This window comes from Reella acinonychis, assembly GCF_052828705.1.
The window spans coordinates 962,251-977,285 of sequence record NZ_CM128256.1 but is presented as its reverse complement, the minus strand read 5'-3'; the positions used below and the strand labels follow the sequence as shown (position 1 = coordinate 977,285).

The 15,035-nt window shown below is 37.6% G+C and carries 13 protein-coding genes; 9 read left to right on the top strand and 4 right to left on the bottom strand.

Going from position 1 to position 15,035, the window contains the following annotated elements; genetic code table 11:
* Positions 1 to 109 precede the first annotated feature (109 nt).
* The gene (gene mnmC, locus ACUXZ4_RS04965) at positions 110 to 2,122 is read left to right on the top strand and encodes a bifunctional tRNA (5-methylaminomethyl-2-thiouridine)(34)-methyltransferase MnmC2/FAD-dependent 5-carboxymethylaminomethyl-2-thiouridine(34) oxidoreductase MnmC1 (protein ID WP_464973926.1); all 2,013 of its coding nucleotides are present in this window, start codon (positions 110 to 112) and stop codon (positions 2,120 to 2,122) included.
* 51 nt (positions 2,123 to 2,173) lie between these two features.
* Here the strand turns inward: mnmC and nagE are convergent, their stop codons facing one another.
* The 4 genes from nagE to pepE form a co-directional block, all read right to left on the bottom strand.
* Positions 2,174 to 3,637 (bottom strand): N-acetylglucosamine-specific PTS transporter subunit IIBC, encoded by a 1,464-nt coding sequence (nagE, locus tag ACUXZ4_RS04960; protein WP_464973925.1) that lies wholly within the window; start codon positions 3,635 to 3,637, stop codon positions 2,174 to 2,176.
* Between the two features lie 251 nt (positions 3,638 to 3,888).
* Complete coding sequence (locus tag ACUXZ4_RS04955) at positions 3,889 to 5,148, bottom strand: M20 family metallo-hydrolase (protein WP_464973924.1); 1,260 nt, start codon at positions 5,146 to 5,148, stop codon at positions 3,889 to 3,891.
* Positions 5,149 to 5,302: 154 nt separating this feature from the next.
* Complete coding sequence (dcuC, locus tag ACUXZ4_RS04950) at positions 5,303 to 6,595, bottom strand: C4-dicarboxylate transporter DcuC (protein ID WP_464973923.1); 1,293 nt, start codon at positions 6,593 to 6,595, stop codon at positions 5,303 to 5,305.
* 11 nt (positions 6,596 to 6,606) lie between these two features.
* A complete protein-coding gene (gene pepE / locus ACUXZ4_RS04945) occupies positions 6,607 to 7,311 on the bottom strand; it encodes a dipeptidase PepE (protein WP_464973922.1) in 705 nt (234 codons plus the stop codon).
* Positions 7,312 to 7,428: 117 nt separating this feature from the next.
* On the opposite strand from pepE, the gene ACUXZ4_RS04940 reads away from it, so the two are divergent.
* The 8 genes from ACUXZ4_RS04940 to phoR all read left to right on the top strand — a co-directional run bounded on the left by ACUXZ4_RS04940 (position 7,429) and on the right by phoR (position 14,998).
* Positions 7,429 to 8,667: an allantoate amidohydrolase gene (locus ACUXZ4_RS04940; RefSeq protein ID WP_464973921.1), complete on the top strand. Its 1,239-nt coding sequence runs from the start codon at positions 7,429 to 7,431 to the stop codon at positions 8,665 to 8,667.
* 48 nt (positions 8,668 to 8,715) lie between these two features.
* On the top strand, positions 8,716 to 9,096 hold the full coding sequence (locus tag ACUXZ4_RS04935) for a pyrimidine dimer DNA glycosylase/endonuclease V (RefSeq protein ID WP_464973920.1): 381 nt from the start codon (positions 8,716 to 8,718) through the stop codon (positions 9,094 to 9,096).
* 172 nt (positions 9,097 to 9,268) lie between these two features.
* Positions 9,269 to 10,312 carry a phosphate ABC transporter substrate-binding protein PstS gene (gene pstS, locus ACUXZ4_RS04930; protein ID WP_464973919.1) on the top strand — a complete coding sequence of 348 codons (1,044 nt, stop codon included), beginning with the start codon at positions 9,269 to 9,271 and terminating at the stop codon, positions 10,310 to 10,312.
* 63 nt (positions 10,313 to 10,375) lie between these two features.
* Positions 10,376 to 11,326 (top strand): phosphate ABC transporter permease subunit PstC, encoded by a 951-nt coding sequence (gene pstC / locus ACUXZ4_RS04925; RefSeq protein ID WP_464973918.1) that lies wholly within the window; start codon positions 10,376 to 10,378, stop codon positions 11,324 to 11,326.
* Positions 11,327 to 11,329: 3 nt separating this feature from the next.
* A complete protein-coding gene (pstA, locus tag ACUXZ4_RS04920) occupies positions 11,330 to 12,172 on the top strand; it encodes a phosphate ABC transporter permease PstA (protein ID WP_464973917.1) in 843 nt (280 codons plus the stop codon).
* 8 nt (positions 12,173 to 12,180) lie between these two features.
* On the top strand, positions 12,181 to 12,954 hold the full coding sequence (gene pstB, locus ACUXZ4_RS04915; RefSeq protein WP_464973916.1) for a phosphate ABC transporter ATP-binding protein PstB: 774 nt from the start codon (positions 12,181 to 12,183) through the stop codon (positions 12,952 to 12,954).
* Between the two features lie 68 nt (positions 12,955 to 13,022).
* A complete protein-coding gene (phoB, locus tag ACUXZ4_RS04910) occupies positions 13,023 to 13,712 on the top strand; it encodes a phosphate regulon transcriptional regulator PhoB (RefSeq protein ID WP_464973915.1) in 690 nt (229 codons plus the stop codon).
* A 2-nt stretch (positions 13,713 to 13,714) separates the two neighbouring features.
* A complete protein-coding gene (gene phoR, locus ACUXZ4_RS04905) occupies positions 13,715 to 14,998 on the top strand; it encodes a phosphate regulon sensor histidine kinase PhoR (RefSeq protein ID WP_464973914.1) in 1,284 nt (427 codons plus the stop codon).
* Positions 14,999 to 15,035 lie beyond the last annotated feature (37 nt).

Genomic DNA, 15,035 nt, shown 5'->3' with positions numbered 1-15,035 from the left:
AATTACTATGAAATAAAAATATTTCAAGCAAAAATTGATTTGTTCGACCAGTATATAAATTTCAGCTATTATAGCAAATCACCACATTATAAAAAAGGAATAAAACATTATGCTGCTTGTGCGTCCCGCGGAAATTCATTTTAATCAAGACAATACCCCTGTATCGACTTTTTTTGATGATGTGTATTTTTCCAATCAAGATGGTTTAGCAGAAAGTCGCTATGTGTTTCAAGAAGGCAACCAACTCTGGCAAAGATGGGTAGATTCAACACAAACTCATTTTACTATTGCAGAAACTGGCTTTGGTACAGGATTGAATTTTTTTGCTGTTACCTCCTTATTTCGTCAATTCCGTCAACAACATCCCGAGGCAAAATTAACGCGCTTATTTTTTATTTCTTTTGAAAAATACCCTATCCCATTACAACAATTAAAACTTGCACATCAAGCTTATCCTCAATTCCAAGCACTTAGCCAACAATTGCAGCAACATTGGGTTGAGCCTATTGTGGGTTGTTACCGTTTTCATTTTGAAGAAACCAGTTTAGATCTTTGGTTCGGCGATATTCAACAAAATCTACCGCAGTTAGGCGACTATATGTTGAATAAAATCGACGCTTGGTTTTTAGATGGCTTTGCACCAAGTAAAAATCCTGATATGTGGAATGAACAACTTTATCAACAAATGTTTGCTTATACTCGCCCACAAGGTACTTTTGCGACCTTCACTGCAGCAAGTGCGGTGCGAAAAGGCTTAGAATCCGCAGGATTTTGCGTGCATAAACGCAAAGGCTTTGGTAAAAAACGAGAATGTATTTGGGGCATAAAACTCGATGAAAATGCACCGCAGTTTTCAGCACCTTGGTATTTGCCCCAATCAGTAAAAAACAATGAAATTGAAGATGTTGCAATTATCGGTGGTGGTATTGCCTCTTTATTTACCGCACTCTCTTTATTAAAACGTGGTGCCAAAGTCACCCTTTATTGTGAAGATGAACAACCTGCACTCAATGCTTCAGGTAATAAACAAGGTGCCTTTTATCCACAATTAAGTGATGACGATGAGCGAAACATTCGTTTTTATATTCATGCCTTTGAATACGGTATCCAACAATTACATTGGGCAATTTCACAACAGATTGAATTTGAACATGATTTTTGTGGCGTGGCATTGTGCGGATATGATGAAAAAAGCATGAAAAAATTAGACAAAATCGCGCAATATGGTTGGCATTCTAATTTATATCAACCACTTAATGCAGAACAATTAAGTGAAGCTGTCGGTTTACCCGTCAATTGTCATGGTGGCTTTATTTCTCGAGGTGGGTGGTTAGCTCCCCGCCAATTTGTACAAAATGCCTTTGCTTATTTACAACAATTAGGACTTGTCATCAAAACTCAACAAAAAATCACCGCACTTTTACAACAACCATCAGTGTGGATATTGGAAAATGATCGCAATGAACAATTTACCCATCAAGTTCTCGTGTTAGCAAATGGTCATCAACTCACTGAGTTTGAACAAACCAACGATTTACCACTCTATCCAGTGCGTGGGCAAGTCAGTCAAATTCCTACTTCTGAAAATTTATTGAAGTTAAAATCAGTGGTTTGTTACGACGGCTATTTAACGCCCGTAGATCAAAGCAAAACAAGCCATTGTATTGGTGCAAGCCATATTCGCGATAATGCAAATCGTGATTTTAGCCTAATTGAACAGCAACAAAATCAACAAAAAATTCAGCAAAATTTAACCGCACTTTGGACCAATGATGTGGACACATCTGGTAATCAAGCTCGCATTGGCATTCGTTGTTCAGTTAGAGACCGTGTGCCAATGTTCGGTAATGTGCCTCATTTCAGCCAACAGCAAGAGCAATATCATAATCTATATAACTTGCGCCGCAGAAAACAAGATATTCCTGTTGCAGCTACTTATCCCAATCTTTATATGATTGCGGCTTTAGGTTCAAGAGGATTAACATCGGCACCTTTATTGGCAGAATCCCTTGTTTCACTTATTTATAACGAGCCATTGCCTTTAAGCCAAGATATTGTGCATAACCTCAGTCCAAATCGGAGCTGGCTGAGAAAATGGTTAAAAGGTTCGGTGGTAAAATAAATATAAAAAAATAAGGGCGAACTAAATTCGCCCTTTAATCTTACAAATCAACTACTTAATTTGTTGTTTAATCATATCTGCAATTAATTCAGCTTCTGGTCCTAAAATCACTTGTAAACCATTTTCAGCTAATTTCACATTACCTTTTGAACCCAATTCTTTTAATTTATCTTCATTAATTTTATTGCGATCAACCAGCTCTAAACGTAAACGTGTGATACAAGCGTCAATGGTTTTAAAATTATCTTTTCCGCCTAATGCATCAATAAAGCTTGCTGCACGTTGTTCACGAGAACGATTTTCATGTTTTTCTACAACAACTTCTGTTTCATCGTCTTCGTTACCTGGTGTTTTTAAGTTGAATGCTTTGATAACAGCGCGGAAAATCACGTAATAAAGTACAGCAAAAACAAGACCTTGTACTAACAACATATACCACTGTGTCGCTAATGGATTTTGTGATGAAAGCACCATATCCACCAAACCAGCACTAAAGCCAAAGCCTGCCATCCATTGCATTGTTGCAGCAATAAATACAGATAAACCGGTCAATAGTGCATGGATCACATATAACACTGGCGCCACAAACATAAATGCAAATTCTAATGGCTCAGTTACACCAGTAAAGAATGATGCTAATGCTGCTGCGATCATTAATGAAGCCACTTGTGCTTTTTTACCTGGTTTTGCACTATGATAGATTGCTAATGCTGCTGCTGGTAAACCAAACATCATCACAGGGAAGAAACCAGCTTGGTACATACCAGTTACCCCTAAAACTGCGGTGCCATTTGCAAGAGATTGTGCGCCACCTAAGAAATTAGGAATATCATTAATGCCTGCTACGTTAAACCAGAATACGGAGTTTAATGCATGGTGTAAACCAACTGGGATAAGTAAACGGTTTAAGAAACCATAGATACCCGCTCCTGTTGCACCTAAATCTGTAATAGATTTACCAAATCCAACTAAACCATTAAAAATAACAGGCCATAGATACATTAAAATGAAAGAAACCACGATCATCACAATAGAAGTCACAATCGGCACTAAGCGTTTACCGCTAAAGAATGCTAAGGCTGGTGGTAATTCCACTTGATAGAAACGGTTATATAATTCCGCAGAAATCACACCCACTAAAATACCAATAAATTGGTTATTAATTTTGCCAAATGCTGCTGGTACTTGATCTGTCGGAATATTTTGTAATTGAGCAACAGCACCAGGTGATAATAAGGTGGTTACAACTAAAAAGCCAACTAAACCAGATAATGCTGCAGAACCATGTTTATCTTTAGACATACCAAAAGCAACACCAACTGCAAATAAAATCGCCATATTATCAATAATGGCGGCGCCTGATTTAATCAAAAATGCGGCTAACTGACTTTCACCGCCCCAGCCATTAGGATCAATCCAATATCCAATACCCATTAAAATCGCTGCTGCTGGTAATGCTGCCACAGGAACCATTAATGCTTGTCCAATTCTTTGTAAATAACTTAGCACACTCATAGGAACTCCTCGTTTTATCGATCTTTAATTTCAATATTGTTGAGAATTTTGTAAACGGTTACTCAACTGTTTTTTACTATATGCCGATTATTTCTGAGTGCAAATTAAAACTATCAATTTCGTGATCTGCGTCACTAAAAAAATCAACTAAATTTATAAAAAAGCTATTTTTTATAAGAAAAATAAAGGTTACTTATTCAAAATAAGTAACCTTTAATATCATCAATAAAACTTAAGAAATGTAATAGATATCAAGCAAGCAGGCGTTCTACAAGTTGAGTATAAATATTCACACCTGTCACTAATTGGCTTTCATCAAAATCAAATTCAGCTTCATGATGTCCAGCAGTACGATCAGCACCAATAATAAAGTAAATAGCCTTTCCACCTCTGTCTTGTACACGTCTGCCGAGAATTGTTGCATCCTCACTAGCATTAAATGCATAGTCTTTTGTGGAATCGGTTACATCTGGTTGAGCAATGGCGATTTCCTCAATTAATTTCACTAATTCAGGATCATTATTCATATCCACCGCTTCGCCCATAATCTCCGTTTCATAGCTTACATCAAAACCAATGGCGATACCTTTTGCAATTTGCATAACCTGATCAACCATATATTGATTAATCTCTTTATTTTCTCCCCGCACTTCTAGCTGAATTTCCGCTCTGGATGGGATCACGTTGCGTCCTTCACCCGCTTTCAATACACCCACATTAATGCGCGTCATTCCTTCGCCATGTCGAGCAATGCCATGAAGTTGCGTGACCGTATGCGCTGCTGCAAGTAACGCATTCCGCCCTGTATGAGGTGAAGCACCCGCATGAGCCGGCAAGCCTTTATAGCGGATATCAATTTTAGTGGTTGATAAGAAATTACGCGGATTGGCTAACACCGTTCCTGTGCTTGCACAAAAGCTAATATGTGAGCTCGCAAAATAATTTGCGTCATCAATTACACCACTAGCAGCAATAGCAGCCGCACCTCGTACGCCCTCTTCTGCTGGTTGGAAAACAATTTTAACCTTACCATTAAATTTATCTTTATTTTGCGATAGCCAAAGAGCAGTACCTAATCCAATCGTAATATGCCCATCATGTCCGCAAGCATGCATAAAGCCATCATTTAAAGAAGCAAATCCTAACTGATTAGGCAGATGATTTTCGGCTTTGGTTTCTGTCACATTCACACAATCAATGTCAAAACGTAGAGCAACTGTTTTGCCCGGTTTACCTGAATCAATAATAGCCACACAGCCCGTATAACCATTCATTCGATCCAACCATTTTTGATTTGCGCCATAAGCAACTGCATTCGCAATTCCTTTTTCTACAACGGCTAAATTACGTCCTCGCACATATTCTGGATTAATAATTTGATCGCCTAATAAAATTTCCGCTCCCATTTGCTCCAAATAGTCAGCAATACGAGTTGTTGTCCAAAATTCTGACCAACCGGTTTCAGGGAAACGATGAAATTCTCGACGCCATTGAATTAACTGTTCACTCATAACAAATTCCTCTTTTGTCTTTACTTATTTCATAATAAAGAAACAAATAAGCACCGTAACATAAACAAAGTGCGGTGCATTTATACAAAGTTTTAAAACTTTATAAAAAATCACCGCACTTTTAACTCTTAAAAAGGGATTTTAAAATCGCCCATTACAACATAAATAATGCTAAGAATAGCGTTGCTAGTACCATACCTGGTGCGGTACGTTTTACCATTTCAACAGGGCTTACCATTGCTAAGCCAGCACATACGATGGTTACACCTGCAATTGGAGAAGCGGTACGACCAATTGCACCCGCAATTGCAGCCGCCATACCTAAATTAACGTGGGTATAGCCTAATTCAACTGCATGTGGTGTTACTGCTGTATTGAAAGCAATCGCTGCCGCATCGCCGGAACCTGTTACTAAGCCCATTAAGAATGGACCGATAGTCGCGCCCCAACGGACAAATTCAGTAGAATGTTTTAAGAATTCAATAGCAGAATCAACCGCACCTGTTGATTTTAAACCTGCCACAAATACGCTTGCAGCCACGATAATACCTAATACGTTAGCATAAGCATTACCCATACCATTGAAGAATTCGTTGGTAATTTTAGCTGGCGAAATACGTGTTACAAGAATAGCGTAGATAGAACCAATTAACATGGCTTGTGGTACGCCCATTTTTGTCCACTCTAAACCAGATACTTTTTGTAATGAGGTGCCACCGATAACCAAAATCACTAATGGCACTAAAGGCGCTAAAGCATATAATGGATTCACTTTCGCAAATTTAGTTTCTGAATTTTGATTCTCGTTTAAATAAGCTTGACGATGAACTTCACCATAATCTTTCAACACAATCGCTAAAATGGTTAGCACCACTGCACCAATCGCACCAGCAATAATAGTATAAGGCGCGTGAGAAAGGTTAACTTCAGTGATGGTTAATTTTGACATTTCACTGATCATCGCAGAATGTGAAGAACCCGGGCTCATCATTGAACCAAAAGTCCCTGCCAGAATTGCTGCACCTGCAGTTGCTGGACGAACGCCCGCACTTTTCAATACAGGAATTAAAGTGGCGCCCACTGCTGCTGCACAACCTGCCGCAGATGGAATAGCAATATTAATGAAGAAAGTAATGATTGTCGCAATTGGAATTAAAAAGAATTTCAATCCACTCAATGGTTTAGTGAGTAAATGTACTAAATGCGTATCACATTCTGTATATTTCATTACATAGGCAAAACCCATACTTGAACAGATTGCCATAATTAAACCGCCAGAAGTCATTTGCTTAGCAAAAGCATCTAACGCCCCCATTGGATTTAAAGTGACTACCGCCATAATTAAACCAACACCAATTAAAACCGTTCGGGTTTCATACTTCTTAATCAATAAATAAATAGTCACAATAATACCTAGTATTGCGACTAAAGACTTAAGTTCAGCCATATTTATACTCCTTAATAATTAAATTTAGAATTTTTTGCTAATGTGGTTAATTGCATATTTTCGCTAAAACGTAAAATATCCGCTTCGCCCAATACGGTAGCTTGTTCGCCTTGAATATGTAATGCAGTACCTTCTGGCAAGGCATAAACGAATGAAGTTGGATTAACAATTAAAAATTCGCTCAAACGTTCCTCACGACTTTCACCATTATGTCCTTGCATTTTGCCAGAGATAAAGTGCGGATTAATTTGATGAGGGAATAGATTTAATGCATCAAAAGAAGGTGGGTAAGTAATTGGCATATCGTTGGTGGTCATAATGGAACTACCTGCAACATTTGCCCCTGCACTCCAACCAAAATAAGGCGTGCCAGCATTCACTTTCTCGCGAATTGCTGGCAGCAAATGATGTTCGTACATCCCTTTTAATAAACAGAATGTATTACCACCACCAATAGCAATCACATCAGCCTGTTCAATGATATCCGTATGCTTATTGCCTCGATGAACAGAAACAATCTCCATATCTAAACTAGCTAATGCTTGTTGCACTGTTGTTTCATATTCATCATAGGTACGACGAACTCCTGCATAAGGTACAAATGCAATTTTTTTGCCACGATAATTCGCTAAAAATTGATCTAACCATGGAAGAGTGTGAACTAAATAGGCAGTATCCTTGTATTTTGAACCACTCATGAGTAACATATTTTTCATTTGAGAATTCTCCTTATTTCATTTTCGCTTTATTATGCAATGAATTAGAAAAAACTAAAAATGAACTTCTCTATTTCTTGACCTGTGTCACAAAATTAACTTGATAGGAGCTTATCCATGTCTATTAATCTCTCTCGAATTCAAAACACCATTGAAAAATTAGCAACTATGACTTCGGTTGAGGGTGAATTAACTCGTTTAGCCTTTAGCCCCGAAGATCAAATTGCTCATCAACATGTTGTTGATTTATGCAAAGACTATGATTTACAAATTCGTACTGATGAAATTGGTAATCTATTTATTCGTCGAGTAGGCGTTGAAGATCATTTGCCAGCAGTTGCCTTCGGTTCTCATATTGATACAGTCGTAAATGCCGGAAAATTTGATGGTCCTTTAGGATCTATTGGCGGACTAGAAATCTTATTACAAGCTTGTGAGAAAAATATTAAAACCAGATACCCTTTAGAGCTGATCATTTTTAATTGTGAAGAATCAAGCCGCTTTAATTACGCCACTCTTGGCAGTAAAGTCATGTGTGGTATTGCAAATCAGCAAAGCTTATCTCATTTACGCGACAAACAAGGAAACGACCTCGCAAAAGCACTTACTGACATTGGATTAGATATTAATCAGATTGATCAATGCAAACGTCATGCCAATGAATTCAAATGCTTCTTTGAATTGCATATTGAACAAGGCCCTCGTTTAGAAAATGAAAACAAAACCATTGGCGTAGTCACAGGTATTGCTGCACCGATTCGTAGCATTGTAAAGATTAAAGGACAAGCGGATCATTCAGGTGCAACAGCAATGCATTATCGTCATGATGCTTTACTTGGCGGTGCAGAATTAGCTCTCGCCATAGAGCAAGCGGCAATTGAAGCAGGACATTCAACTGTTGCTACTGTTGGTAATTTAACCGCTAAACCTGGCGTGATGAATGTCGTCCCAGGCTATTGTGAATTATTAGTAGATATCCGCGGTATTCATACTGAAGCAAGAGAATCTGTCTTTACCAAATTACAACAACAAATTGAGCAAGTTGCAGCTAAACGTGGATTAGAAATCGAATTACAACTCATTTCTAAAGATCAGCCTATTTTATTGCCTGACAATATGATCAACGCCATTAGTCAAGCTTGTGAAACCCTAAATTATAGCTATGAAATTATGCCTAGTGGTGCAGGACATGACGCAATGCACATGGCAACCTTATGCCCAACGGGTATGATTTTTGTCCCATCTCATTTGGGAATCAGTCACAATCCATTAGAATTCACTGAATGGAAAGATATTGAAGCAGGGATCAAAGTACTGCAATCTGTGGTATTAGCCCAAGCCGAAGTGCTTGATTAAACCCAAAGTGCGGTGAAAATTTGGTGAGTTTTGCTATGAAGGAGAAAGATGACAAGAATTAATGTTGTGCCTGTTGAGGAATTGTGCGATCAGCATTTGCTGGCGGAACATCGTGAACTCACGAGAATCCCAAATGCCGTAGCCAAAGGGAAATATCACTTACGTGGTCAACCCTTAGACTATAAGTTAGGCGAAGGGCATGTGCGTTTTTTCTTTAATAAATTAACGTTTCTCAAAAAACGTTATGATGAATTACATCAAGAATGTAAAAATCGAGGCTTTAATGTGCAATATATTTGGCCGGAAAATGTACCTAAAGAGGCGAATCTCTGGCTAGATTATATCCCAACAGAACAAGCCCTAATCATCAATCGCCAACGTATTCAAGAGAGAATGCCTGTAAAAGCCAGATTTACGTCTTCCTCTTAAAGCAAGCGCTTAGAAATCCAATTTCTAAGCGCTTTTCTTCTAATCAGATTCAAAATTTTTCCGCCGACTTAAATATAATTTGTCATTTTTTTATTTCTGTCATCATTCTGTCATATTTCTTTTCTACACTGCACTCTGTGAATGGTTAGTTATCAACAAAACGGAGAACAGTATGTTAATCAAATTTAATCAATCACTTGCCATTTTAAGTCTTGGCGCGGGTCTAGTTCTATCAGCTAATGCTCAAACGATTACTGGCGCAGGAGCTTCATTCCCTTATCCAATTTATGCCAAATGGGCAGCGTTATATGAACAAGAAACGGGGCATAGAGTTAATTATCAATCGATTGGCTCAGGCGGTGGGCAACAACAGATTATTGCGAAAACTATTGATTTCGGTGCCTCTGATGATCCAATGAAAGCAAAACAATTAAATGAAAATGCATTGCTTCAATTTCCAGCTATTATTGGTGGTACTGTACCAGTAGTAAATTTAGCAGAAATTCAATCAGGCAAATTACAGCTTTCAGGAGAGATTTTAGCAGATATCTATTTGGGTAAAATTACGAAATGGAACGATCCAGCCATTGTAAAACTCAACCCAACACTAAATTTACCCGATAAAAATATCATTGTAATCCGTCGCTCAGATGGTTCGGGTACAACATTTGGTTGGACAAACTATTTATCAAAAGTATCTTCAGAATGGAAAACAAAAGTCGGTGAAGGAAAATCTGTTAAATGGCCTGTCGGGCAAGGTGGGAAAGGTAATGAAGGTGTCGCTGCTTATGTTAAGCAACTCAAAAATTCAATTGGATATGTAGAATATGCTTATGCTAAACAAAATGGGCTTTCTTGGGTGAGTTTACAAAATGCAGCTGGTAAATTTGTATCACCATCCAAAGCTAGCTTTATGGCTGCTGCAAGTCATGCAGATTGGGAAAATGCCGAAGGAATGGGAGTGCTTTTAACCAATGAAAAAGGTGATGAGGCTTGGCCTATCACAGCATCGAGTTTCATTTTAGTGCATAAATATGCGGATAAACCTGCACAAACCAAAGCAGTGTTTGATTTCTTTGATTGGGCATTTAAGCAAGGGGATCAAGCTGCGGAAGAACTCGATTATGTACCAATTCCTGAAAATGTGGTAACAAAAATTAAAGCGACATGGAAAGCTGAAGCAAAAGATCAGCAAGGGAAACTATTGTATCCCTAAATCGATTGAGGATGGCTGAGTAAAAGTCATCCTTCCCTTTTTGCATAAGATGAGTTTATTACCATGTATTTTTGTAGAAATAAGAATCAATGTTTAAACCATAAAGGTATGGAATGGCTATTTCATCAATTAACTCGCCTATTTGCATTGTTAGTATTTCTGATGTTAGCAGCAATATTGGTCTCATTAGTTATTGGAAGCTGGGAATCAGTTAGTACTTTTCATTTTGGCTTTCTATGGGATAGCGAATGGGATCCAGTAAAAGAGCAATACGGAGCAGTAGTCCCAATTGTTGGAACCCTGATTTCCGCAGGGATCGCACTCATTATTGCGGTACCTATTTCTTTTGGTATCGCTGCATTCTTGACCGAACTTGCACCTCGCTGGATACAAGCACCAGTCAGTACTGCCATTGAAATGTTAGCTGCAATTCCCTCTATTATCTATGGTATGTGGGGGCTGTTTGTGTTTGTACCCCTTTTCCAAGAATATATTCAACCAACTCTCATTGCGTTTTTCGGCGAACTTCCTCTATTAAGTGCGGTATTTTCTGGCGCACCTTTTGGAATTGGCTTATTCAGTGCAGGATTAGTTCTTGCAATTATGATTATTCCTTTTATCGCTTCAGTAATGAGAGATGTATTCAGTGTGGTCCCCCCGCTAATGAAAGAATCAGCTTATGGATTAGGTTCAACCACTTGGGAAGTGATCTGGAAAGTGATTCTGCCTTACACCAAAACTGGAGTGATTGGGAGCATTATGTTGGGACTAGGACGAGCATTAGGAGAAACAATGGCAGTTACTTTTGTTATTGGTAATGCTTTCCAGCTTCCCGATTCAATCTTTTCCCCCTCCACTTCAATTGCCTCTGCGATTGCGAATGAATTTAACGAAGCTAGTGGACTACAAAAATCAGCCTTAATGGAATTAGGTTTAATTTTATTCTTAATGACTTCGATTGTACTGATTGCTTCTCGGCTATTAGTTTTACGCACCGCAAAAGGAAGGAAATAATCAATGAAATATTTACAAAATTCCCGTTTTCATTGGCGAAAATGTTGTAACAACATCATGCTAACTTTAGCTTATAGCGCAGTGATTTTTGGTCTATTTTGGTTAATTTGGATCTTATCTACATTAATCTTAAAAGGCTTACCAGCACTTTCCATCCAATTATTTATTCAAAATACACCTGCTCCAAATGAAACAGGCGGACTTTTCAACGCGCTGATAGGTTCAATTTTAATGGTTTCTGTCGCAACATTGATTGCCACTCCTATAGGACTTTTAGCCGGCACTTATTTAAGTGAATACGGACGTTATTCTTGGCTAGCAAGGATAACAAGATTTTTGAATGATATTCTTCTTTCTGCCCCTTCAATTATTATAGGCTTATTTGTTTACGCTATTTATGTTGCACAAGTTAAACACTATTCAGGCTGGGCTGGTTCTATAGCTTTAGCCATTTTGGTTATTCCAGTCGTGGTTCGTACCACTGACAATATGTTGAATTTAGTCCCCAATAATTTACGTGAAGCTGCAGCAGCCTTAGGATGCCCACAATGGCGAATCATCACTATGATTTGTTATCGTGCTGCTCGTTCGGGTATTTTGACTGGTGTATTACTTTCTATTGCTCGAATTTCAGGGGAAACAGCTCCTCTGTTATTTACCGCACTTTCAAACCAATTTATGTCGTGGAATATGAATGAACCTATGGCAAATCTCCCCGTTGTGATTTACCAATACGCAGCTAGCCCGTTTAATGATTGGAATAACTTAGCTTGGGCAGGCGCAACCTTAATTACTCTTTTCGTGCTGACCTTAAATATCTTGACCCGACTCAACATTAAAAAATAGGGAAAACTATGACTACACTACTCAACATTGATGCCAAATTAACGATTAAGCAGCTTAATTTTTACTATGACCATTTTCACGCACTGAAAAATATTAATTTGCCAATTGCTAAGAATAAGGTAACTGCATTTATTGGGCCTTCTGGCTGTGGTAAATCCACATTGCTACGTACCTTTAATCGAATGTTTGAACTCTATCCAAACCAAAAAGCAACAGGACAGATTTTATTAGATAATGAAAATTTACTCACTACTGATACGGATATTGCGATCATTCGCTCTAAAATTGGCATGGTCTTTCAAAAGCCAACACCTTTTCCGATGTCTATTTATGATAATGTTGCCTTTGGAATTCGCTTGTTTGAGAAATTACCCAAATCTGAATTGAATGATCGCATTGAATGGGCGTTAACCAAATCTGCATTATGGAACGAAGTGAAAGATAAATTACACCAAAGCGGCGACAGCTTATCTGGAGGTCAGCAACAACGATTATGTATCGCACGAGGTATTGCTGTAAAGCCCGAAGTATTGTTATTAGATGAGCCTTGCTCTGCATTAGATCCGATTTCAACAATGAAAATTGAAGAACTGATTTCTGAACTCAAACACGATTACACTGTGGCGATGGTGACACATAACATGCAACAAGCAGCACGCTGCTCTGATTATACCGCCTATATGTATCTTGGCGAATTGGTAGAATTTGGGACAACTCAACAAGTATTTGAACAGCCTAAACACCAGCAAACTGCCGATTACATTTTAGGCAAAATGGGGTAAAATACATCACATACATAATCAGTTACTAAATTTTACCAATGAATTTTAAATACAGGTTATGAAATATCATGAAAGGCAAAATTCTGATTGTTGAAGATGAACATTCTATTCGAGAGATGATCGCTTTCTATTTAACTCATCAAGAATATGAAGTCATTACAGCAGAAAATTATCTAAGTGCGGTTAAAAAATTAAACGAAAATCCCAAACTGATTTTATTAGACTGGATGTTACCTGGACGTTCAGGTATACAGCTCATTGACTATCTCAAAAAGCACGAAGAAAGCGCCAAAATACCCATTATAATGCTGACAGCTCGTAGCGCCGAAGAAGATTGCATTACTTGTTTAAATGCTGGAGCTGATGATTATATAACCAAACCATTTTCGCCTAAAATTTTACTCGCCCGAATTGAAGCTCTTTGGCGACGAACATATGATCCGCCAAGTACAATCCTCTGCATAGATAACCTCAGTATTGACCAAGAAGCTCAACGTGTTTTCTGTGACAACAAAAATATTGAACTAAGCCATACAGAATATAAACTTTTGCATTTTTTTATGTCGCATGCTGAAAAAGTGTATAGTCGAGAACAGTTACTTGATTTTATTTGGGGAAATGATAATTATGTAGAAGACAGAACAGTTGATTCTTATATCCGTCGTTTACGCAAAAGCTTAGAACCTTACAAGTTTGATCGCTATATACAAACAGTTAGAGGTTCAGGATATCGTTTTTCTAGCCACTTTGATGACTAAAGATGAAATTTAATTACCCTATTATAAAAAATGTGATTTTACAGCTAGTACTAACAGGAAGTATTTCTTTTTTATTTAGCTTATTCAGCAAAACTTTCTCATTTTGGTTCATTATTAGCTTGTTACTGCTCATCATTTGGCATAATTATAATGAAGCAATCTTATTACAACTCCTCAATCCGAACAAACCAAAGCCTAAAAAACAAAAAAGAACGGCAATAGAATACATTTCTCAAACCGCTGCATATTATCAAGAGAGTAACCGAAGAGATAAAATAAAAACATTACGTTTATTGTCCAAACTAAATCGTAATATTAAATATCTTCCCGATGCAGTGATTATTTGCAAAAACAATGGCGATATATCATGGTGTAATCAATCCGCTCAGCAACTATTCGAATTTTTTTGGGAAAAGAAAGTCAATAAAAGTATATTTAATGTCATTTTTTATCCTGAATTCAGACCTTACTTTCAACAAGAGAATACTCAACGTCCCCTCGTTTTATTAGATCATAATAAGCGCTATATTGAGCTTCACTTAAATAGATATGACAATGCGTCACTTCTCATCATCGCAAGAAATGTCACTTCATTCGTTCGATTACTTCATAGTAGACAAACTTTTTTAGCCAATATTAACCATGAATTAAGAACACCTTTAACTGTTCTGCAAGGTTATTTAGAAATGTTAGAGTCTGATCCTCATAACAACGAATTATATGAACAATCGATATCAGCAATGAAAGCACAGAGTCAAAGAATGGCTAATTTAATTCAACAATTAGGCATTTTATCCAAAATAGAAAATTCAAATAATACTGAACATTGTGCAGTGAATGTATCTGACATCATAATTTCACTGAAAAAACATTCATCAATTTTACAACAAGCCCACCGAATTCATTATGAAATAGAACCGGATATTTATGTTATGGGCGATGAAAATCAAATACAGAGTGCGATATCAAATTTAATCTATAATGCCTTACGCCATTCAGGTGATAATGCGTTTATAGAGGTTTCATGGAAACGTTGTGAACAAGGGGCACAATTTATCATTAAAGATAATGGTGTTGGCATTGAAGCGAAACATTTAGCACATCTAACAGAACGATTCTATCGAGTAGATGAATCTAGGAGTAATGAAACTGGAGGAAGTGGGCTAGGACTTGCCATAGTTAAGCACGCCTTAGAACAACACAACAGCCAGCTTCAAATTCTAAGTGAGGTAAATAAAGGTAGTGAATTTTCTTTTATTCTTAAGGAAGAAAAGCAGCTTACTTGAACTTCATTAAAATATGAATTTTCTCCTTATAAATCCA